This is a genomic window from Arthrobacter ginkgonis (assembly GCF_039540195.1).
GTDB classification, from domain to species: domain Bacteria; phylum Actinomycetota; class Actinomycetes; order Actinomycetales; family Micrococcaceae; genus Zafaria; species Zafaria ginkgonis.
In genome coordinates, this window is sequence record NZ_BAABEO010000008.1 from 486,854 (window position 1) to 505,150 (window position 18,297).

Consider the following 18,297-nt stretch of genomic DNA (forward strand, 5'->3'; position numbering starts at 1 on the left):
TTACTTACCAGCCTTTCCGACCTTGCGGCGGATGATTTCGCCAGCGTAGCGAACGCCCTTGCCCTTGTACGGGTCAGGCTTGCGGAGCTTGCGGATGTTGGCTGCAACTTCGCCAACCTGCTGCTTGCTGATGCCGGAAACGGTCAGCTTGTTGGCGCCCTCGACCGTGAAGGAGATGCCTTCCGGAGCGGAGACGTTGACCGGGTGCGAGTAGCCCAGGGCGAACTCGAGGTCCGCACCCTTGGCCTGCACGCGGTAGCCGGTGCCGTGGATTTCCAGGCCCTTGCTGTAGCCCTGGGTCACACCGATGATCATGTTGTCGATCAGGGTGCGGGTCAGGCCGTGCAGCGAACGGGCGACGCGGTCGTCCGTCGGGCGGGTCACCGAAACGGTGCCCTCTTCGAGGGACACGGTGATCGGGCTGGCCACAACGTGGTTCAGCTCGCCCTTCGGGCCCTTCACGGAGACGGTGGCACCGTCGATGTTGACCTCAACGCCGGCGGGGACGGTGATGGGGAGACGTCCAATACGAGACATGTTCTTTTACTCCCTTCCCGTTACCAGACGTAGGCGAGGACTTCCCCACCCACGCCCTTCTTTGCGGCCTGGCGGTCAGTAAGCAGACCGGAGGAGGTGGACAGGATGGCAATGCCGAGGCCCCCGAGGACGTGCGGCAGGTTGGTGGACTTCGCGTAAACGCGCAGGCCCGGCTTGGAGATACGGCGGATGCCGGCGATCGAACGCTCGCGGCTGGGGCCGAACTTCAGGTTGATGGTCAGCTTCTTGCCGACCTCAGCAGCTTCCTCGACGAAGTCACCGATGTAACCTTCGCGCTTCAGGATCTCCGCAAGGCGCACCTTCAGCTTGGACGACGGCATCGAAACGGTGTCGTGGTAGGCCGAGTTGGCGTTGCGCAGACGAGTCAGCATATCTGCGACAGGATCTGTCATTGTCATTTGGGCTTCTGCCCTTCCTCGTCACGGTTTCCGTCCTGGGGACGGACCTGCGACGTAGTTGAACTAGTTGTCTTCGGTCTTGAACGGGAAGCCCAGCGCCTTGAGCAGCGCACGGCCTTCCGCGTCGGTCTTGGCGGTGGTCACCACGGTGATGTCCATACCGCGGACGCGGTCGATCGCGTCCTGGTCGATCTCGTGGAACATGGACTGCTCCGTGAGGCCGAAGGTGTAGTTGCCGTTGCCGTCGAACTGCTTGCCGTTCAGGCCGCGGAAGTCGCGGATACGGGGCAGGGCGAGGGTGACCAGGCGATCCACGAATTCCCACATGCGGTCGCCACGCAGCGTTGCGTGCGTGCCGATCGGCATGCCTTCGCGCAGCTTGAACTGGGCGATGGACTTGCGGGCCTTGGTAACCATCGGCTTCTGGCCGGTGATCGCGGTGAGGTCGCGCACGGCGCCCTCGATCAGCTTGGAGTCCTTGGCGGCCTCGCCGACACCCATGTTCACAACGACCTTCACCAGGCCGGGAACCTGCATGACATTGGCGTAGTTGAACTCGGACTGCAGGGTCGCGCGGACCTCGGAGGCGTACTTGGCCTTCAGGCGCGGCTGGGTCTTCACAGCTGCTTCAGTCATTAGAGTGCCTTTCCGGAAGCCTTGGCGTAACGCACGCGCACGGTCTTCTTCACGCCGTCCTTCTCGACGGTTTCCTCGCGGAAACCGACGCGGGTCGGCTTCTTGGTCTCCGGGTCCACGATCGCAACGTTGGAAACGTGCAGCGGAGCCTCGACGACCTCGATGCCACCGGTGGTGGTACCGCGCTCGGTCTGGCCGGCCTTGGTGTGCTTGGTGACGCGGTTGATGCCCTCAACGAGCACGCGGTTGGTCTCCGGGAACACCTTCAGGACCTTGCCCTGCTTGCCGCGGTCGCCGCCGCGCTCAGCCTTGGAGCCCGTGATGACCTGGACGAGATCGCCCTTCTTGATCTTTGCACCCATGCTTACAGCACCTCCGGAGCCAGGGAAACGATCTTCATGAACTTCTTGTCACGAAGCTCACGCCCCACCGGGCCGAAGATACGAGTACCGCGGGGTTCGCCATCAGCCTTGAGGATGACGGCCGCGTTCTCGTCGAACTTGATGTAGGAGCCATCCGCACGGCGGCGCTCCTTCTTGGTGCGAACGATGACGGCCTTGACGACGTCACCCTTCTTGACGTTGCCGCCAGGGATTGCATCCTTGACGGTGGCGACGATGACGTCGCCGATGCCTGCGTAGCGACGTCCGGAACCGCCGAGAACACGGATGGTAAGGATTTCCTTAGCACCGGTGTTGTCGGCCACCTTGAGTCGCGACTCCTGCTGAATCACTATTTGCTCCTGTCGTCTCGCTGGTTCTCCTAGGGAGCCTTGCGGAACGGATTTATGGTCCATCCCCGGCTGTCGCTTACCCCCACCTCCAAACAGGCAGACCCGTAGGGTCGAAACTGCTGGGGAGGCAGGGCCGAGGCGTTCGCCGGAGAGCCGTGCCGTGCACTGTACGAGGGCGGCTCGCCGCCGTCGTGCGCACGCGTGCCCCGAATGCGAAGGTGGATAGTCCCCACACGCAGGGCGCACAGATATTCAATATTACGCCAAAAAGGCCGGGACCCGAAATCGCGCGGATGAACGCACGATTCCGGGTCCCGGCCCTGGTTTTCCGCGGCCGGCCTCAGCCGGCCGCGGTGCACCCTGGGGAGGGCATCGAAAAAGGGCTACTTGGCCTTTTCGATGATCTCCACGAGGCGCCAGTTCTTGTCCTTGGACAAGGGACGGGTCTCGGCGATGAGCACCAGGTCGCCGATGCCGGCGGTGTTCTGCTCGTCGTGGGCCTTGACCTTCTTGTTGCGGCGCAGGACCTTGCCGTAGAGGGAGTGCTTCACGCGATCCTCCACATCGACGACGATGGTCTTCTGCATCTTGTCGGAAACCACGTACCCGCGGAGGGTCTTGCGGTAACCGCGCGCTTCTGCTGCTTCAGCCACTGCGTTTTCCTTCTCGCTCATTACTTGGCGTCCTCTGCCGGGGAGACGACTTCCTGGCGGATGCCCAGCTCGCGTTCGCGCAGCACCGTGTAGATGCGGGCGATGTCGCGCTTGACAGACTTCAGGCGGCCGTGCGATTCCAGCTGGCCGGTGGCGGACTGGAAACGGAGGTTGAAGAGTTCCTCCTTGGCCTTCTTCAGCTCCTCGACCAGACGGCCGTTGTCGAAGCCGTCAAGGGCCTCGGTTGCGAGATCCTTAGATCCGATTGCCATTCCTATTCACCTGCCTCACGACGCACAATGCGTGCCTTCAGCGGCAGCTTGTGGATTGCAAGGCGCAGGGCCTCGCGAGCTACCTCTTCATTGACGCCGGAGAGTTCGAACAGAACCCGTCCCGGCTTGACGTTTGCGACCCACCATTCCGGCGAACCCTTACCGGAACCCATGCGGGTTTCGGCGGGCTTCTTGGTCAGCGGGCGGTCCGGATAAATGTTGATCCAGACCTTGCCGCCACGCTTGATGTGGCGGGTCATCGCGATACGCGCGGCTTCGATCTGACGGTTCGTCACGTAGGCCGGGGTCAGGGCCTGGATGCCGTACTCGCCAAAGGTAACCTCGGTTCCGCCGGTGGCATTGCCCGAACGCTTCGGGTGGTGCTGCTTGCGGAACTTGACTCGGCGTGGGATAAGCATTTAAGCCTGTCCTCCTTCTGCGGCCGCGGCCGGAGCCTCGGCAGCCTGCGCTGCTTCAGCGGCCGGAGCGGCGTTGCGGTCATTGCGACGACGGCGGTCGCCACCCTGGCCACCCTGGCCACCGGGGCGACCCGGGCGCTCGCCGCGACCGCGGGCCGGAGCGGCTGCGGCCTGGGCCGCGAGCTCCTTCGCGGTCACATCGCCCTTGTAGATCCACACCTTCACGCCGATGCGGCCGAAGGTGGTCTTGGCCTCGAACTTGCCGTAGTCGATGTTCGCGCGGAGGGTGTGCAGCGGCACGCGGCCTTCGCGGTAGAACTCCTTGCGGGACATTTCGGCGCCGCCCAGACGGCCGGAGCACTGGACACGGATGCCCTTGGCGCCGGCACGCATCGCGGACTGCATGGCCTTCTTCATCGCGCGGCGGAACGCAACGCGGGAAGAGAGCTGCTCGGCGATGCCCTGGGCAACCAGCTGGGCTTCGATCTCGGGGTTCTTGACCTCGAGGATGTTCAGCTGAACCTGCTTGCTGGTGAGCTTCTCCAGCTCCCCGCGGATGCGGTCGGCCTCGGCGCCGCGGCGGCCGATGACGATGCCCGGACGCGCCGTGTGGATGTCCACGCGGACACGGTCGCGGGTGCGCTCGATCTCGACCTTGGCGATACCGGCACGCTCCATGCCCACGGTCATCAGCTCGCGGATCTTGACGTCCTCACGAACGAAGTCCTTGTAGCGCTGACCCGGCTTGGTGCTGTCGGCAAACCAGTGCGAGACGTGGTCGGTGGTGATGCCGAGACGGAATCCGTGCGGATTAACCTTCTGACCCATTTACTTTTCCCCACCCTTCTCCGGGGTTGCGACGACCACAGTGATGTGGCTGGTGCGCTTGTTGATGCGGAACGCGCGGCCTTGGGCACGCGGCTGGAACCGCTTCATGGTCGGACCCTCGTCAACGAAGGCCTCGCTGATGAACAGCTCGTCCTCCTTGAACGCGACGCCATCGCGGTCCGCGGCGACGCGTGCGTTGGCGACGGCCGACGCAACAACCTTGAACACCGGCTCCGAAGCTGCCTGGGGGGCAAACTTCAGAATCGCCAGAGCCTCATTCGCCTGCTTGCCACGAACAAGGTTGACGACGCGCCGGGCCTTCATAGGCGTTACGCGGATATGGCGCGCAATTGCCTTGGCTTCCATTGCTTTCCTTCTCTCGTCTATCGAAGAAGTGCTAAGCACTCGCTACCCTTGCGGGTTAGCGGCGCTTGCCCTTCTTGTCGTCCTTCACGTGGCTGCGGAAAGTCCGCGTCGGGGCGAATTCGCCGAGCTTGTGCCCGACCATCGACTCGGTGACAAACACCGGAATGTGCTTGCGTCCATCGTGAACGGCGATCGTGTGCCCGAGCATGTCGGGAACGATCATCGAACGGCGGGACCACGTCTTGATGACGTTCTTGGTGCCCTTTTCATTTTCAGCAGCGACCTTCACGAAAAGGTGCTGATCGACGAAGGGGCCTTTCTTCAGGCTGCGTGGCATGTTTCCAGGCTCCTATCGCTTGTTCTTGCCGGTACGACGGCGACGCACAATAAGCTTGTCGCTTTCCTTGTTCGGACGGCGGGTACGGCCTTCCGGCTTACCGTTCGGGTTGACCGGGTGGCGACCACCGGAGGTCTTGCCCTCGCCACCACCGTGCGGGTGGTCGACCGGGTTCATCGCGACACCACGGACGGTCGGGCGAACGCCCTTCCAGCGCATGCGGCCGGCCTTGCCCCAGTTGATGTTCGACTGCTCGGCGTTGCCGACCTCGCCGATCGTGGCGCGGCAGCGCACGTCAACGTTGCGGATTTCACCGGAGGGCAGGCGCAGCTGGGCGAAACGGCCCTCACGGGCAACCAGCTGCACGGAGGCGCCGGCGGAGCGGGCCATCTTGGCGCCGCCACCCGGACGCAGCTCCACGGCGTGGATCACGGTGCCCACGGGGATGTTGCGCAGCGGCAGGTTGTTGCCCGGCTTGATGTCGGCGTCCGGACCGGCTTCGATCTGGTCGCCCTGCTTCAGCTTGTTCGGGGCGATGATGTAGCGCTTGGTGCCGTCCACGTAGTGGAGCAGCGCGATGCGCGCGGTGCGGTTCGGGTCGTACTCGATGTGAGCGACCTTCGCCGGCACGCCGTCCTTGTCGTGGCGACGGAAGTCGATCAGACGGTACTGACGCTTGTGGCCACCACCCTTGTGGCGGGTGGTGATCTTACCGGAGTTGTTGCGGCCGCCGGTCTTGGTGAGCGGACGGAGCAGCGACTTTTCCGGCGTCGACCGGGTGATTTCTGCGAAGTCGGCCACGCTCGAGCCGCGCAGGCCCGGGGTAGTCGGCTTGTACTTACGGATTCCCATAATTCAATTCCTCGTTAAAGTGGTCTCCGCTTAGGAAAGCGGACCGCCGAAGATGTCGATGGTGCCTTCCTTCAGGGTGATGATGGCACGCTTGGTGTTCTTGCGTGCACCCCACCCGAAGCGAGTGCGCTTGCGCTTACCGGCACGGTTGATGGTGTTGACGGAGGCAACCTTGACGGAGAAGATCTTCTCCACCGCCAGCTTGATCTCGGTCTTGTTGGAGCGCGGGTCGACCAGGAAGGTGTACTTGCCTTCGTCGATCAGGCCGTAGCTCTTTTCCGAAACGACCGGCGCGATAACGACGTCGTGCGGAGACTTGGAAAGGGTGGCGCTCACTTGGCGGCCTCCTTGTTGACCAGGGCATCGAAGGCGGCCTTGGTGAACACGACATCATCGGAAACCAGAACATCGTAGGTGTTCAGCTGGTCAACGTAGAGGACGTGAACTTCAGCGAGGTTGCGCACGGACAGCGCGGCAACGTCGTTGGCACGATCGATGACAACGAGCAGGTTCTTGCGCTCGGAGAGGGCGCGCAGGGTGGCCAGCGCCTCCTTGGTGGACGGCTTGGTGCCGGCGACCAGGGACTCGATGACATGGATGCGGCCGTTGCGGGCACGGTCGGAGAGGGCTCCGCGCAGGGCCGCGGCCTTCATCTTCTTGGGGGTCCGCTGGCTGTAGTCGCGCGGCTGCGGGCCGTGGACAACGCCACCACCGGTCATGTGCGGAGCGCGGATCGAGCCCTGGCGGGCGCGGCCCGTACCCTTCTGCTTGAACGGCTTGCGGCCGGCACCGGAAACCTCGGCGCGGGTCTTCGTCTTGTGCGTGCCCTGGCGGGCGGCGGCCAGCTGGGCCACAACAACCTGGTGCAGCAGCGGGACGTTGGTCTGGACGTCGAAGATCGCGGCGGGAAGCTCGACCTTCAGTGCAGAGTTAGCCATTTACTTATGCTCCCTTCACGGCAGAGCGTACGAGGACGACCTGGCCGCGGGCGCCCGGAACGGCACCCTTGATCAACAGGAGGTTCTTCTCGGCGTCCACCGCGTGAACCGTCAGGTTCTGCGTGGTGGTGCGCACGGCGCCCATGCGGCCGGCCATGCGCAGGCCCTTGAAGACGCGGCCCGGGGTGGACGCGCCACCGATGGAACCCGGCTTACGGTGGTTCTTGTGGGCACCGTGGGAGGCGCCGACACCGTGGAAGCCATGGCGCTTCATGACACCGGCGAAGCCCTTACCCTTGGACTTGCCAACGACGTCGATCTTCTGGCCGGCCTCGAAGAGCTCAACGGAGAGCTCCTGGCCCAGCTCGTAGGAACCGGCGTCGGCGGTGCGCAGCTCCACGACGTGGCGGCGCGGGGTGACCCCGGCGGCCTCGAAGTGGCCGGCCAGCGGCTGGGTGACCTTGCGCGGGTCGATCTGGCCGTAGCCGATCTGCACGGCGGTGTAGCCATCGCGGTCCGCATTGCGGAGCTGGGTCACGACGTTGGAGTCGGCCTGCACGACGGTGACCGGGATGAGCTTGTTGTTCTCGTCCCACACCTGGGTCATGCCGAGCTTCGTGCCCAGCAGGCCCTTGATATTACGGGTTGCGGTCATAGTTTCTCAGCACCTCCCCTAGAGCTTGATTTCGATGTTGACGTCCGCCGGCAGGTCGAGACGCATAAGCGAGTCGACGGCCTTCGGGGTCGGATCGATGATGTCGATCAGACGCTTGTGAGTACGCATTTCGAAGTGCTCACGAGAATCCTTGTACTTGTGGGGCGAGCGGATGACGCAGTACACGTTCTTCTCCGTCGGCAGCGGCACGGGGCCGACTACGGTTGCGCCTGCGCGCGTGACCGTCTCAACGATCTTCCGGGCAGAAACGTCAATGACCTCGTGGTCATACGACTTCAGCCGGATGCGGATTTTCTGTCCCGCCATGGCGTGATGCCTCTTTCTGATAGCACTCTCTGTACAGTTGCTGTGCCCTTACGGCTCCTTGCGGAGCGGCACGCCTTCCAACGGACTGAATCCGGACAATTCCGGGTTCCTCACCCCGCCGAGGCTCCGACCCCCGCGGTCGGGCGTGTCGCGCATCTTTCGAAGCGCAACCCACACGGCTTGCTTGGGGGAAGAGGCTGTTTTGGTCATTTCCGCGTCTCAGTCGTATCCGCCCCTGGCCCCGGGCATTATCCCGGGCGGGACGCAATCCCTGTCGAAACAGTCCCCTGCCCCGCTATCGGTTCCCCGATCGGCAGGCACGGTGCATGGAAATGCGCTTGAACAACTTGTCCAGTGTGGCAGAGTTCCGCCCCGATTGCCAATCGGGGCGCGCGGGCGCGGCCCGCCTCACCGGCAAACCGACCATTGTCCGCGGCCGGCGTCCCTGGCCTGCTCCTCCAGCGACGCCAGAAGCTCGGCATGGGCGTCGTTGCCGCCCACCACCAGGGCCTCCACCGCCCCGGCCGAGGCCAGTTCGGCCTGGATGAACCGGCCGTCGTCGGTCCACAGATACAGCAGCACCCGTCCGTAGCGGTCGTGCTCCTCGGCGTCGGAGACCCCCCACACCGTGGACCCCTCCGGGGCCAGGGCCCGCAACGCGGCGGTGGCCTCGGCGCCGTAGCACTCGGCCCGCTCCCCCACCTCGGGGGCGTCGATCCCGATCAGCCGGACGCGCCCGGCGTCCAGGTCCGCGAGCCATCCGGGCTCCCCGGGACCGATCCCGCCGGCCGGACGCAGCCGCAGCGTGTCGCCGTCGTGCACCGAATGGACCCGCAGCGGGACCGCGCCCTCCGGCCGCTCCGCCGGGGCCTCGCTTTCGCCGCCCGCGTTCGCCTCCCGCAACAGGGCCGCGAACCGCCCGCGCGCGCCGTCGTCGAGGGCGAGCCAGGCCGCACCGCCGAGCAGCAGCCCGGCGACCAGCACCGCCGCCGTCGGCCGGCGCCGCCTAGCCGCCACGGTTGGCCCTGCGGATCCGGCGGATCCTCTCGATCTCCCGGCGGAAGTACCGGCGTCCCCACGCCCAGGCCGAAACCGCGGCAACGACGAGGCCGGCAACCACCACCAACGGCACCCATTCCATGCGCCGAGCCTACCGCGCCGGACCGACAGGCGAGCTCCGCAATCCGTCCGGGCACAACAAAAGGGCCCCGCTGCCGAAGCAGCGGGGCCCTTCCGTTCGACCGCCAGGCCTAAACCGTGAGGTCCGGACCGTCAGGTCAAAAGATCCAAGCAGAGACTACTTGTTGATCTTGGTGACGCGGCCCGAGCCAACGGTGCGGCCACCCTCGCGGATGGCGAAGCCGAGGCCCTCTTCCATTGCGATCGGCTGGATCAGCGCAACGGTCATCTCGGTGTTGTCACCGGGCATAACCATTTCGGTGCCTTCCGGCAGGGTGATAACGCCGGTCACGTCCGTGGTACGGAAGTAGAACTGCGGGCGGTAGTTCGAGTAGAACGGGTTGTGGCGGCCGCCTTCGTCCTTGGAGAGGATGTAGACGTTGGCCTCGAAGTCGGTGTGCGGGGTGATGGAACCCGGCTTGACGACAACCTGGCCACGCTCCACGTCTTCGCGCTTGATACCGCGAAGCAGCAGACCACAGTTCTCGCCGGCCCAAGCCTCGTCGAGCTGCTTGTGGAACATCTCGATGCCGGTGACCGTGGTCTTCTGGACCGGGCGGATGCCAACGATCTCGACCTCGGAGTTGATCGGCAGGGTGCCACGCTCGGCGCGGCCGGTGACGACGGTGCCACGACCGGTGATCGTGAAGACGTCCTCGATCGGCATCAGGAACGGCTTGTCGCGGTCACGCACCGGGTCCGGCACGTTCTCGTCGACGGCTTCCATCAGTTCCTCAACGGACTTGACCCACTTCGGGTCGCCTTCCAGGGCCTTCAGGCCCGAAACGCGGATGACCGGAGCGTTGTCGCCGTCGAAGCCCTGGGAGGAGAGCAGCTCGCGAACTTCCATCTCGACGAGGTCGAGGAGTTCCTCGTCGTCAACCATGTCGGACTTGTTCAGCGCGACCAGCAGGTACGGCACGCCGACCTGGCGGGCGAGCAGAACGTGCTCGCGGGTCTGGGCCATCGGGCCATCGGTGGCGGCGACCACGAGGATGGCGCCGTCCATCTGGGCAGCACCGGTGATCATGTTCTTGATGTAGTCGGCGTGACCCGGGGCATCAACGTGCGCGTAGTGGCGCTTCTCCGTCTGGTACTCGATGTGGGAGATGTTGATGGTGATACCGCGCTGGCGCTCCTCCGGAGCGGAGTCGATCTGCGCGAAGTCACGCTGCTCGTTGAGATCGGGGTACTTGTCAGCAAGCACCTTGGAAATGGCAGCGGTCAACGTGGTCTTACCGTGGTCAACGTGACCGATGGTGCCAATGTTGACGTGCGGCTTAGTCCGCTCGAACTTTGCCTTCGCCACAGGTTCCTCCTAGAACGTATTCAGAAAACTTGCCTTCGCCCACGCTCTTCGCGGGCGAAACTCATGCAAGTCTACTGGGGGCTTCTTGATTTCTTGAAATTGCGGTTGCCCGTCCGCTCCCTCAGGGAGCGTCCGGTTCCCGCACCGCGGGGCTGGCCCCGGCTGGCCGAATGCCAGCCCCACGCTGTGGCGTTTCCCCGGTTTCCCGAAGTCACGACCGGTCTTTTGACCCCGGGCGATTACTCGCCGCGGGACTTCTGGATGATCTCGTCGGCAACGGCCTTCGGAACCTCGGCGTAGCTGTCGAAGGTCATCGAGTATACGGCGCGGCCCTGGGTCTTGGAACGCAGGTCGCCAATGTAGCCGAACATCTCCGACAGCGGAACCAGCGCGGAGACAACCTTGACGCCGGCGGCGTCCTCCATGGACTGGATCTGGCCACGGCGGGAGTTCAGGTCGCCGATGACGTCGCCCATGTACTCTTCCGGGGTACGGACCTCGACGGCCATGAGCGGCTCGAGGATGATCGGGTTGGCGCGGCGTGCGCCTTCCTTGAACACCTGGGAGCCGGCGATCTTGAACGCCATTTCCGAGGAGTCGACGTCGTGGTAGGCACCGTCGGTGAGGATCGCCTTGACGCCCACCATCGGGTAGCCGGCCAGGATGCCGAACTGCATGGCGTCCTGGATGCCCGCGTCGACCGAGGGGATGTACTCGCGCGGGATGCGGCCGCCGGTGACGGCGTTCTCGAACTCGTAGAACGTGCCGTCCGTGGTCTCCAGCGGCTCGAAGGACACCTGGACCTTCGCGAACTGGCCGGATCCACCGGTCTGCTTCTTGTGGGTGAAGTCGACCTTCTCGACCTTCTTCTTGATGGTCTCGCGGTAGGCGACCTGCGGCTTGCCCACGTTGGCCTCGACCTTGAACTCGCGGCGCATGCGGTCCACCAGGATGTCCAGGTGGAGCTCGCCCATGCCGCCGATCTCGGTCTGGCCGGTGTCCTCGTTGAGGGAGACGGTGAAGGTCGGGTCCTCGGCGGAGAGCTTCTGGATGGCCGTGGAGAGCTTCTCCTGGTCACCCTTGGTCTTCGGCTCGATGGCCACGAAGATCACCGGGGCGGGGAAGGACATCGACTCGAGGACGATCGGCTTGTCCATGTCGCACAGGGTGTCGCCCGTGGTGGTGTCCTTCAGGCCGATGACGGCGTAGATGTGGCCGGCGACGACCTCATCGACGGGCATCTCCTTGTTGGCGTGCATCTGGAACAGCTTGCCCAGACGCTCCTTCTTGCCCTTGGTGGAGTTGAGCACCTGGGTGCCCGGGGTGGCCTTGCCGGAGTACACGCGGATGAAGTTCAGCTGGCCGAAGAACGGGTGCGCGGCGATCTTGAACGCCAGCGCGGAGAACGGCTCGTCGATGGCCGGCTTGCGGGTCAGCTCGGTCTCTTCGTTCTTCGGGTCGTGGCCGATCATCGGGGGAACGTCGACCGGGGACGGCAGGAAGTCGATGACGGCGTCGAGCATCGGCTGGACGCCGCGGTTCTTGAACGCGGAACCACAGAAGACCGGGTAGATCTGCGAGTTGACGACCATCTGGCGGATGCCGGCCTTCAGCTCGTCGATGGAGATCTCTTCACCCTCAAGGAACTTCTCCATGAGCTCGTCGGAGCCCTCGGCGACGTCCTCGACGAGCTTGGCGCGGTATTCCTCGGCCTTCTCCTGGAGGTCGGCCGGGATTTCCTGGGTCTCGTAGGCAGCACCCATGGTCACGTCGCCCTTGGCGTCGCCCGGCCACACGAAGGCCTTCATGGTGAGCAGGTCGACGACGCCGGTGAATTCGCTCTCGGAACCGATCGGCAGCTGCATGACCAGCGGCTTGGCGCCCAGACGCTTGATGATGGTGTCGACGGTGAAGTAGAAGTCGGCGCCGAGCTTGTCCATCTTGTTGACGAAGCAGATGCGCGGCACGTTGTACTTGTCGGCCTGGCGCCAGACGGTCTCGGACTGCGGCTCAACGCCTTCCTTGCCGTCGAAGACGGCAACGGCGCCATCGAGCACGCGCAGGGAGCGCTCCACCTCGACGGTGAAGTCCACGTGGCCCGGGGTGTCGATGATGTTGATCTGGTTCTTGTTCCAGAAGCAGGTCACGGCGGCAGACGTGATGGTGATGCCGCGCTCCTTCTCCTGCTCCATCCAGTCGGTCGTCGAAGCGCCGTCGTGCGTCTCGCCGATCTTGTGGCTCACACCCGTGTAGAACAGGATGCGCTCCGTAGTGGTGGTCTTGCCGGCATCGATGTGCGCCATGATGCCGATGTTGCGGACCTTGCTGAGGTCGGTAAGCACGTCCTGTGCCACGGTGTCTCCCTAAAATCTGTGGTTGCCGGGACGACGGCGGAGGCGGCACCGAGGTGCCGCAACCGCCGTCGTGCCCTAAGTGCCTTTTACCAGCGGTAGTGGGCGAAGGCCTTGTTGGACTCGGCCATCTTGTGCGTGTCTTCGCGGCGCTTCACAGCGGCACCCAGACCGTTCGAGGCGTCGAGGATCTCGTTCATGAGACGCTCGATCATCGTCTTCTCGCGGCGGGCCTTGGAGTAGCCGACCAGCCAGCGCAGGGCCAGCGCGGTGGCGCGACCCGGCTTGACCTCGACCGGCACCTGGTAGGTGGCGCCGCCGACGCGGCGGGAGCGGACCTCGAGGGCCGGACGGATGTTGTCCATGGCCTTCTTCAGGGTGACGACCGGGTCGGCACCGTTCTTGGCCTGGGCACCCTCAAGCGCGCCGTAAACGATGCGCTCGGCGGTGGACTTCTTGCCATCCAGCAGGACCTTGTTGATCAGCTGGGTGACCATCGGAGACCCGTAGACCGGATCGGAAACGAGGGGGCGCTTCGGCGCAGGACCCTTACGAGGCATTACTTCTTCTCCTTCTTGGCGCCGTAGCGGGAGCGGGCCTGCTGGCGGTTCTTCACACCCTGGGTATCAAGGGCGCCACGGACGATCTTGTAACGGACACCCGGAAGGTCCTTCACGCGGCCGCCGCGGACGAGCACGATGGAGTGCTCCTGCAGGTTGTGGCCAACACCCGGGATGTACGCGGTGACCTCGATGCCGCCGGCGAGGCGGACGCGAGCGACCTTGCGGAGCGCGGAGTTCGGCTTCTTCGGGGTCGTGGTGTACACGCGGGTGCACACGCCGCGACGCATCGGGTTGCCCTTGAGGGCGGGAGCCTTGGTCTTGTTGACCTTCGGCGAGCGGCCCTTACGGACCAGCTGCTGAATAGTAGGCACTTTCGTGTCCTCCGGTTTCTTGGTTCTGCCGCGCCCCCGGCCCACGTGCTGGCGAGCGGCGCTGCGCTTTTGGTCGTTTCATCGCACCCTCCGCGGATTCGACCGTAGGCGTGCAAAAGTGTGGCATCTGTTGCGCAAGTTCCCCGCAACCCGGACCGTGTCCATTTGCCACACATAAAACAATTGCATTTAGTCTATCACGCCGGCACAGCGCTTAATGACGCGGGTCCCCGCCCGCTCTCCCGCCGTGGCCGGCCCACTCCCCGCTCTCCCCCACGAAAAGTGACGCGCAAGTGCGGGTATTGCGAGGAATCCTGACGCGTAAGCGCGAGTACCGGAGCGAATCCTGCTCGCTCCGGCCAGCAGCCGCGCCATTTTGCTCCGAGCACGCGCCAGAATTGTGCGCTGCACCCGCACAAAGACGTCAGGATTCGCTGGCGCACCCGCACTTTCGCGTCACTTTTCGGGGAGGGGTTAAACGCCGCGGGGCGGCCGGCACCAATCGGTGCCGGCCGCCCCGCGGAGGGACGTTCAGCCGGACGGGGTCCGGCCGCGACGTTCGCCTTCCGGTTTAGCGGAAGTCGTTGCCCAGATCGTAGTCATCCATCGGGATGGCGTGGAACTCCGGCGCGGAGCCGGGCTCCAGGCCGTCGTAGTCGAACCCGGTGAAGGCGCTCGGACCCGTGAACAGGTTGGCCTTGGCCTCCTCCGTCGGCTCCACCGAGACCTGGGTGTAGCGGTCCAGGCCGGTGCCGGCCGGGATCAGCTTACCGATGATCACGTTCTCCTTCAGGCCCAGCAGCGGATCGGACTTGCCCTCCATGGCCGCCTGCGTCAGGACGCGGGTGGTCTCCTGGAAGGACGCGGCGGAGAGCCAGGAATCCGTGGCCAGCGAGGCCTTGGTGATGCCCATGAGCTCGTCACGGCCCGACGCCGGCTGCTTGCCTTCGGAGACGGCCTTGCGGTTCTCGTTCTGGAAGCGGCTGCGCTCGGCCAGCTCGCCCGGCAGCAGGTCCGTTTCGCCGGACTCGATGACCGTGATGCGGCGCAGCATCTGGCGGACGATGACCTCCACGTGCTTGTCGTGGATGCCCACACCCTGGGACTGGTACACGTTCTGGACCTCGCGGACCAGGAACTTCTGGGCCTCGCGCGGGCCAAGAACACGCAGCACCTGCTTCGGGTCGATCGCACCGGAGACCAGCTGCTGGCCGACCGTGACATGGTCGCCGTCGACGACCAGCAGGCGCGCACGGCGCAGCACCGGGTAGGCGATCTCTTCGGTGCCGTCATCGGGGATGATGACGATCCGCAGCTGCTTCTCGCTGTCCTCGATGGTGACGCGTCCGGCGACCTCGGAGATCGGGGCCACACCCTTGGGGGTACGGGCCTCGAAGAGCTCCTGGATACGGGGCAGACCCTGGGTGATGTCTTCCGCGGAGGCCACGCCACCGGTGTGGAAGGTACGCATGGTCAGCTGGGTACCCGGCTCGCCGATGGACTGCGCGGCGATGATGCCGACGGCCTCGCCGATGTCCACCGTCTTGCCGGAGGCCAGCGAGCGGCCGTAGCAGAGCGCGCAGGTGCCGACGACCGACTCGCAGGTCAGCACGGAGCGGACCTTGATCTCCTGCACACCGGCCTGGAACAGCTCCTCGATGAGCACGTCGCCCACGTCGGAACCGGCCGGGGCCAGCACGTTCCCGGCCTCGTCGACGACGTCGACGGCCAGGGTGCGGGTGTACGCGGAGTTCTCCACGGTCTCGTGCTTGCGCACGGTGCCCAGCTCGTCGATCGCGACGATCGGCACAGTCAGGCCGCGCTCGGTGCCGCAGTCCTGCTCGCGGACGATGACGTCCTGGGAGACGTCCACCAGGCGACGGGTCAGGTAACCCGAGTTGGCGGTCTTCAGCGCGGTGTCCGCGAGGCCCTTACGGGCGCCGTGGGTTGCGATGAAGTACTCCAGCACCGACAGGCCCTCACGGTAGGAGGACTTGATCGGGCGCGGGATGATCTCGCCCTTCGGGTTGGACACCAGGCCACGGATACCGGCGATCTGGCGCAGTTGCAGCCAGTTACCACGGGCCTTCGAGGTCACCATGCGGTTGATGGTGTTCAGGCGCTCCATGCCGTTCTTCATGGCCTCGGCAACCTCGTCGGTGGCCTTGGTCCAGATGTCGATCAGCTCGGTGCGGCGCTCGTTGTCCGCGATGAGGCCCTTGTCGTACTGCTGCTGGACCTTCAGCGCCTGGGCCTCGTAGGGCTCCAGGATCGCGGCCTTGTCCATGTTCGACGTGATGTCGGAGATGGCCACGGTGACGCCCGAGCGGGTCGCCCAGCGGAAGCCGGCGTCCTTCAGGTTGTCCAGGGTGGCAGCGGTGACGATCTTCGGGTAGCGCTCGGCGAGGTCGTTGACGATCTCCGAGAGCTTGTCCTTGCCGGCAACGTCCTCGACCCACGGGTAGTCCACGGGCAGGGTGTCGTTGAACAGGACCTGCCCGAGGGAGGTCTCGATCAGCGCCGGGGTGCCTTCCTCCCAGCCCTCCGGAGCGGGCTGCTCGGCGGACGGGATGAACTTCTCCACGCGGATCTTCACGACGGCGTTCAGGTGCAGCTCGCCCGCGTCCAGGGCCATGATGGCCTCGGACGGGGAGGAGAACACGCGGCCCTCGCCCTTCTCACCGGGACGCTTGGTGGTGAGGTGGTGCAGGCCGATGATCATGTCCTGCGACGGCAGGGCGACCGGACGGCCGTCGGAGGGCTTCAGGATGTTGTGCGAGGACAGCATCAGGATGCGGGCCTCGGCCTGGGCCTCCGGGCTCAGCGGCAGGTGCACTGCCATCTGGTCGCCGTCGAAGTCGGCGTTGAACGCGGCACACACGAGCGGGTGCAGCTGCAGGGCCTTGCCCTCAACCAGCTGCGGCTCGAACGCCTGGATGCCCAGGCGGTGCAGGGTGGGTGCACGGTTGAGCAGCACCGGGTGTTCGGTGATGATCTCCTCGAGCACGTCCCAGACCTGCGGGCGGTAGCGTTCGACCATGCGCTTGGCGCTCTTGATGTTCTGCGCGTGGTTCAGGTCCACGAGACGCTTCATCACGAACGGCTTGAACAGCTCCAGGGCCATCTGCTTGGGCAGGCCGCACTGGTGCAGCTTCAGCTGCGGGCCGACGACGATGACCGAACGGCCCGAGTAGTCGACGCGCTTGCCGAGCAGGTTCTGGCGGAAGCGGCCCTGCTTGCCCTTGAGCATGTCGGAGAGCGACTTCAGCGGGCGGTTGCCCGGACCGGTGACCGGACGGCCGCGGCGGCCGTTGTCGAACAGCGAGTCGACGGCCTCCTGAAGCATGCGCTTCTCGTTGTTGACGATGATCTCCGGCGCACCCAGGTCAAGCAGGCGCTTGAGGCGGTTGTTGCGGTTGATCACGCGGCGGTACAGGTCGTTCAGGTCGGAGGTCGCGAAGCGGCCACCGTCCAGCTGGACCATCGGGCGCAGCTCCGGCGGGATCACCGGGACGGCGTCCAGCACCATGCCCAGCGGGGAGTTGGTCGTGGTCAGGAACGCGTTGACGACCTTCAGGCGCTTGAGCGCGCGGGTCTTGCGCTGGCCCTTGCCGTTCTTGATGATGTCGCGCAGCAGCTCGGCTTCGGCTTCCATGTCGAAGCCCTCGAGGCGCTTCTTGATGGCTTCGGCGCCCATGTGGCCCTCGAAGAACAGTCCGTACTTCTCGCGCAGCTGGCGGAACAGGCCCTCGTCGCCCTCGAGGTCGGCGACCTTGAGGTTCTTGAAGCGGTCCCAGACCTGCTCGAGGCGCTCGATGGAGGCGTCGGCGCGCTTGCGCACCTGGGCCATCGACTTGTCGGCCAGGTCGCGGATCTTCTTCTTCTCGGCGGCCTTGGCGCCCTCGCCCTCAAGCCTGGCCAGCTCGGACTCGAGTTCGCGGGCGATCGCGGCGATGTCGGAGTCGCGGGTGTCCACGAGGCGCTTGCGCTCGAGGTCGTGCTGGGCCTGCAGGTTCGGCAGCTCCGCGTGGCGGCGCTCGTCGTCGACCGAGGTGATCATGTACGCGGCGAAGTAGATGACCTTCTCGAGGTCCTTCGGGGCAAGGTCAAGCAGGTAGCCCAGGCGGGACGGAACGCCCTTGAAGTACCAGATGTGGGTCACCGGGGCGGCGAGCTCAATGTGGCCCATCCGCTCGCGGCGCACCTTGGCGCGGGTCACCTCGACGCCGCAGCGCTCACAGATGATGCCCTTGAAGCGGACGCGCTTGTACTTGCCGCAGTAGCACTCCCAGTCCCGGGAGGGGCCGAAGATCTTCTCGCAGAAGAGGCCGTCCTTCTCGGGCTTGAGGGTGCGGTAGTTGATGGTTTCCGGCTTCTTGACCTCGCCGAAGCTCCAGCCGCGGATTTCTTCCGCGGTGGCGAGGCCGATACGCATGAGGCCGAAGGAGGATTCGCTGGACATATGGTCCCTGTCTCTCTCTTTGTTCTCTGAAGTCTTGTTCGTCGGCGGTCCTGGACCGCCGGTGGATCGGGAAAAACCGGTACGACGGCG

General features: G+C 65.1%; 22 protein-coding genes and 1 pseudogene. All 23 read right to left on the reverse strand.

Going from position 1 to position 18,297, the window contains the following annotated elements:
- Positions 1 to 537: a 50S ribosomal protein L6 gene (rplF, locus tag ABD912_RS04800; RefSeq protein WP_345148881.1), complete on the reverse strand. Its 537-nt coding sequence runs from the start codon at positions 535 to 537 to the stop codon at positions 1 to 3.
- Positions 538 to 557: 20 nt separating this feature from the next.
- Positions 558 to 956, reverse strand: a complete 399-nt coding sequence (rpsH, locus tag ABD912_RS04805; protein WP_345148883.1) for a 30S ribosomal protein S8 — start codon at positions 954 to 956, stop codon at positions 558 to 560.
- Positions 957 to 1,019: 63 nt separating this feature from the next.
- Positions 1,020 to 1,592 (reverse strand): 50S ribosomal protein L5, encoded by a 573-nt coding sequence (gene rplE / locus ABD912_RS04810; RefSeq protein WP_345148884.1) that lies wholly within the window; start codon positions 1,590 to 1,592, stop codon positions 1,020 to 1,022.
- On the reverse strand, positions 1,592 to 1,954 hold the full coding sequence (rplX, locus tag ABD912_RS04815; RefSeq protein ID WP_345148885.1) for a 50S ribosomal protein L24: 363 nt from the start codon (positions 1,952 to 1,954) through the stop codon (positions 1,592 to 1,594). Before rplX ends, rplE begins: the two co-directional genes overlap by 1 nt.
- 2 nt (positions 1,955 to 1,956) lie before the next feature.
- Positions 1,957 to 2,325, reverse strand: coding sequence for a 50S ribosomal protein L14 (rplN, locus tag ABD912_RS04820; protein WP_345148886.1), 369 nt, complete (start codon positions 2,323 to 2,325; stop codon positions 1,957 to 1,959).
- Between the two features lie 383 nt (positions 2,326 to 2,708).
- Positions 2,709 to 2,999, reverse strand: a complete 291-nt coding sequence (gene rpsQ, locus ABD912_RS04825) for a 30S ribosomal protein S17 (protein ID WP_345148887.1) — start codon at positions 2,997 to 2,999, stop codon at positions 2,709 to 2,711.
- A gap of 2 nt (positions 3,000 to 3,001) precedes the next feature.
- Positions 3,002 to 3,250 (reverse strand): annotated as a pseudogene (rpmC, locus tag ABD912_RS04830) (50S ribosomal protein L29); the annotation flags it as partial.
- 2 nt (positions 3,251 to 3,252) lie between these two features.
- The gene (gene rplP / locus ABD912_RS04835; protein ID WP_149955139.1) at positions 3,253 to 3,669 is read right to left on the reverse strand and encodes a 50S ribosomal protein L16; all 417 of its coding nucleotides are present in this window, start codon (positions 3,667 to 3,669) and stop codon (positions 3,253 to 3,255) included.
- Positions 3,670 to 4,497, reverse strand: a complete 828-nt coding sequence (rpsC, locus tag ABD912_RS04840) for a 30S ribosomal protein S3 (protein ID WP_345148892.1) — start codon at positions 4,495 to 4,497, stop codon at positions 3,670 to 3,672.
- Entirely contained in the window at positions 4,498 to 4,863 is a 366-nt protein-coding gene (gene rplV / locus ABD912_RS04845) for a 50S ribosomal protein L22 (RefSeq protein WP_345148894.1), read from the reverse strand. It abuts the gene before it with no gap.
- Between the two features lie 55 nt (positions 4,864 to 4,918).
- Entirely contained in the window at positions 4,919 to 5,200 is a 282-nt protein-coding gene (rpsS, locus tag ABD912_RS04850; RefSeq protein ID WP_149955136.1) for a 30S ribosomal protein S19, read from the reverse strand.
- Positions 5,201 to 5,212: 12 nt separating this feature from the next.
- On the reverse strand, positions 5,213 to 6,052 hold the full coding sequence (gene rplB, locus ABD912_RS04855; protein WP_149955135.1) for a 50S ribosomal protein L2: 840 nt from the start codon (positions 6,050 to 6,052) through the stop codon (positions 5,213 to 5,215).
- A gap of 30 nt (positions 6,053 to 6,082) precedes the next feature.
- The gene (gene rplW / locus ABD912_RS04860; RefSeq protein WP_345148898.1) at positions 6,083 to 6,388 is read right to left on the reverse strand and encodes a 50S ribosomal protein L23; all 306 of its coding nucleotides are present in this window, start codon (positions 6,386 to 6,388) and stop codon (positions 6,083 to 6,085) included.
- Entirely contained in the window at positions 6,385 to 6,990 is a 606-nt protein-coding gene (gene rplD / locus ABD912_RS04865) for a 50S ribosomal protein L4 (protein ID WP_345148899.1), read from the reverse strand. The genes rplW and rplD overlap by 4 nt, the downstream gene beginning before the upstream one ends.
- A gap of 4 nt (positions 6,991 to 6,994) precedes the next feature.
- Positions 6,995 to 7,645, reverse strand: coding sequence for a 50S ribosomal protein L3 (gene rplC, locus ABD912_RS04870; protein WP_345148900.1), 651 nt, complete (start codon positions 7,643 to 7,645; stop codon positions 6,995 to 6,997).
- An 18-nt stretch (positions 7,646 to 7,663) separates the two neighbouring features.
- The gene (rpsJ, locus tag ABD912_RS04875; RefSeq protein WP_003803825.1) at positions 7,664 to 7,972 is read right to left on the reverse strand and encodes a 30S ribosomal protein S10; all 309 of its coding nucleotides are present in this window, start codon (positions 7,970 to 7,972) and stop codon (positions 7,664 to 7,666) included.
- 408 nt (positions 7,973 to 8,380) lie between these two features.
- A complete protein-coding gene (locus tag ABD912_RS04880; RefSeq protein ID WP_345148902.1) occupies positions 8,381 to 8,989 on the reverse strand; it encodes a thermonuclease family protein in 609 nt (202 codons plus the stop codon).
- Positions 8,979 to 9,113: a hypothetical protein gene (locus ABD912_RS04885; protein ID WP_345148903.1), complete on the reverse strand. Its 135-nt coding sequence runs from the start codon at positions 9,111 to 9,113 to the stop codon at positions 8,979 to 8,981. The genes ABD912_RS04880 and ABD912_RS04885 overlap by 11 nt, the downstream gene beginning before the upstream one ends.
- A gap of 156 nt (positions 9,114 to 9,269) precedes the next feature.
- Positions 9,270 to 10,460, reverse strand: coding sequence for an elongation factor Tu (tuf, locus tag ABD912_RS04890; protein WP_345148905.1), 1,191 nt, complete (start codon positions 10,458 to 10,460; stop codon positions 9,270 to 9,272).
- Between the two features lie 239 nt (positions 10,461 to 10,699).
- Positions 10,700 to 12,814, reverse strand: coding sequence for an elongation factor G (fusA, locus tag ABD912_RS04895; RefSeq protein ID WP_345148906.1), 2,115 nt, complete (start codon positions 12,812 to 12,814; stop codon positions 10,700 to 10,702).
- 86 nt (positions 12,815 to 12,900) lie between these two features.
- The gene (gene rpsG / locus ABD912_RS04900) at positions 12,901 to 13,371 is read right to left on the reverse strand and encodes a 30S ribosomal protein S7 (RefSeq protein ID WP_149955128.1); all 471 of its coding nucleotides are present in this window, start codon (positions 13,369 to 13,371) and stop codon (positions 12,901 to 12,903) included.
- Positions 13,371 to 13,745 carry a 30S ribosomal protein S12 gene (gene rpsL / locus ABD912_RS04905; RefSeq protein ID WP_071894958.1) on the reverse strand — a complete coding sequence of 125 codons (375 nt, stop codon included), beginning with the start codon at positions 13,743 to 13,745 and terminating at the stop codon, positions 13,371 to 13,373. Before rpsL ends, rpsG begins: the two co-directional genes overlap by 1 nt.
- 571 nt (positions 13,746 to 14,316) lie before the next feature.
- A complete protein-coding gene (locus ABD912_RS04910; protein WP_345148908.1) occupies positions 14,317 to 18,207 on the reverse strand; it encodes a DNA-directed RNA polymerase subunit beta' in 3,891 nt (1,296 codons plus the stop codon).
- Positions 18,208 to 18,297 lie beyond the last annotated feature (90 nt).

Coding starts and splice junctions, on each gene's coding strand:
- rplF (WP_345148881.1), bottom strand. CDS start 537: ATGTCTCGTATTGGACGTCTCCCCATCACCGTCCCCGCCGGCGTTGAG.
- rpsH (WP_345148883.1), bottom strand. CDS start 956: ATGACAATGACAGATCCTGTCGCAGATATGCTGACTCGTCTGCGCAAC.
- rplE (WP_345148884.1), bottom strand. CDS start 1,592: ATGACTGAAGCAGCTGTGAAGACCCAGCCGCGCCTGAAGGCCAAGTAC.
- rplX (WP_345148885.1), bottom strand. CDS start 1,954: ATGGGTGCAAAGATCAAGAAGGGCGATCTCGTCCAGGTCATCACGGGC.
- rpsQ (WP_345148887.1), bottom strand. CDS start 2,999: ATGAGCGAGAAGGAAAACGCAGTGGCTGAAGCAGCAGAAGCGCGCGGT.
- rplP (WP_149955139.1), bottom strand. CDS start 3,669: ATGCTTATCCCACGCCGAGTCAAGTTCCGCAAGCAGCACCACCCGAAG.
- rpsC (WP_345148892.1), bottom strand. CDS start 4,497: ATGGGTCAGAAGGTTAATCCGCACGGATTCCGTCTCGGCATCACCACC.
- rplV (WP_345148894.1), bottom strand. CDS start 4,863: ATGGAAGCCAAGGCAATTGCGCGCCATATCCGCGTAACGCCTATGAAG.
- rpsS (WP_149955136.1), bottom strand. CDS start 5,200: ATGCCACGCAGCCTGAAGAAAGGCCCCTTCGTCGATCAGCACCTTTTC.
- rplB (WP_149955135.1), bottom strand. CDS start 6,052: ATGGGAATCCGTAAGTACAAGCCGACTACCCCGGGCCTGCGCGGCTCG.
- rplD (WP_345148899.1), bottom strand. CDS start 6,990: ATGGCTAACTCTGCACTGAAGGTCGAGCTTCCCGCCGCGATCTTCGAC.
- rplC (WP_345148900.1), bottom strand. CDS start 7,645: ATGACCGCAACCCGTAATATCAAGGGCCTGCTGGGCACGAAGCTCGGC.
- rpsJ (WP_003803825.1), bottom strand. CDS start 7,972: ATGGCGGGACAGAAAATCCGCATCCGGCTGAAGTCGTATGACCACGAG.
- ABD912_RS04885 (WP_345148903.1), bottom strand. CDS start 9,113: ATGGAATGGGTGCCGTTGGTGGTGGTTGCCGGCCTCGTCGTTGCCGCG.
- rpsG (WP_149955128.1), bottom strand. CDS start 13,371: ATGCCTCGTAAGGGTCCTGCGCCGAAGCGCCCCCTCGTTTCCGATCCG.
- ABD912_RS04910 (WP_345148908.1), bottom strand. CDS start 18,207: ATGTCCAGCGAATCCTCCTTCGGCCTCATGCGTATCGGCCTCGCCACC.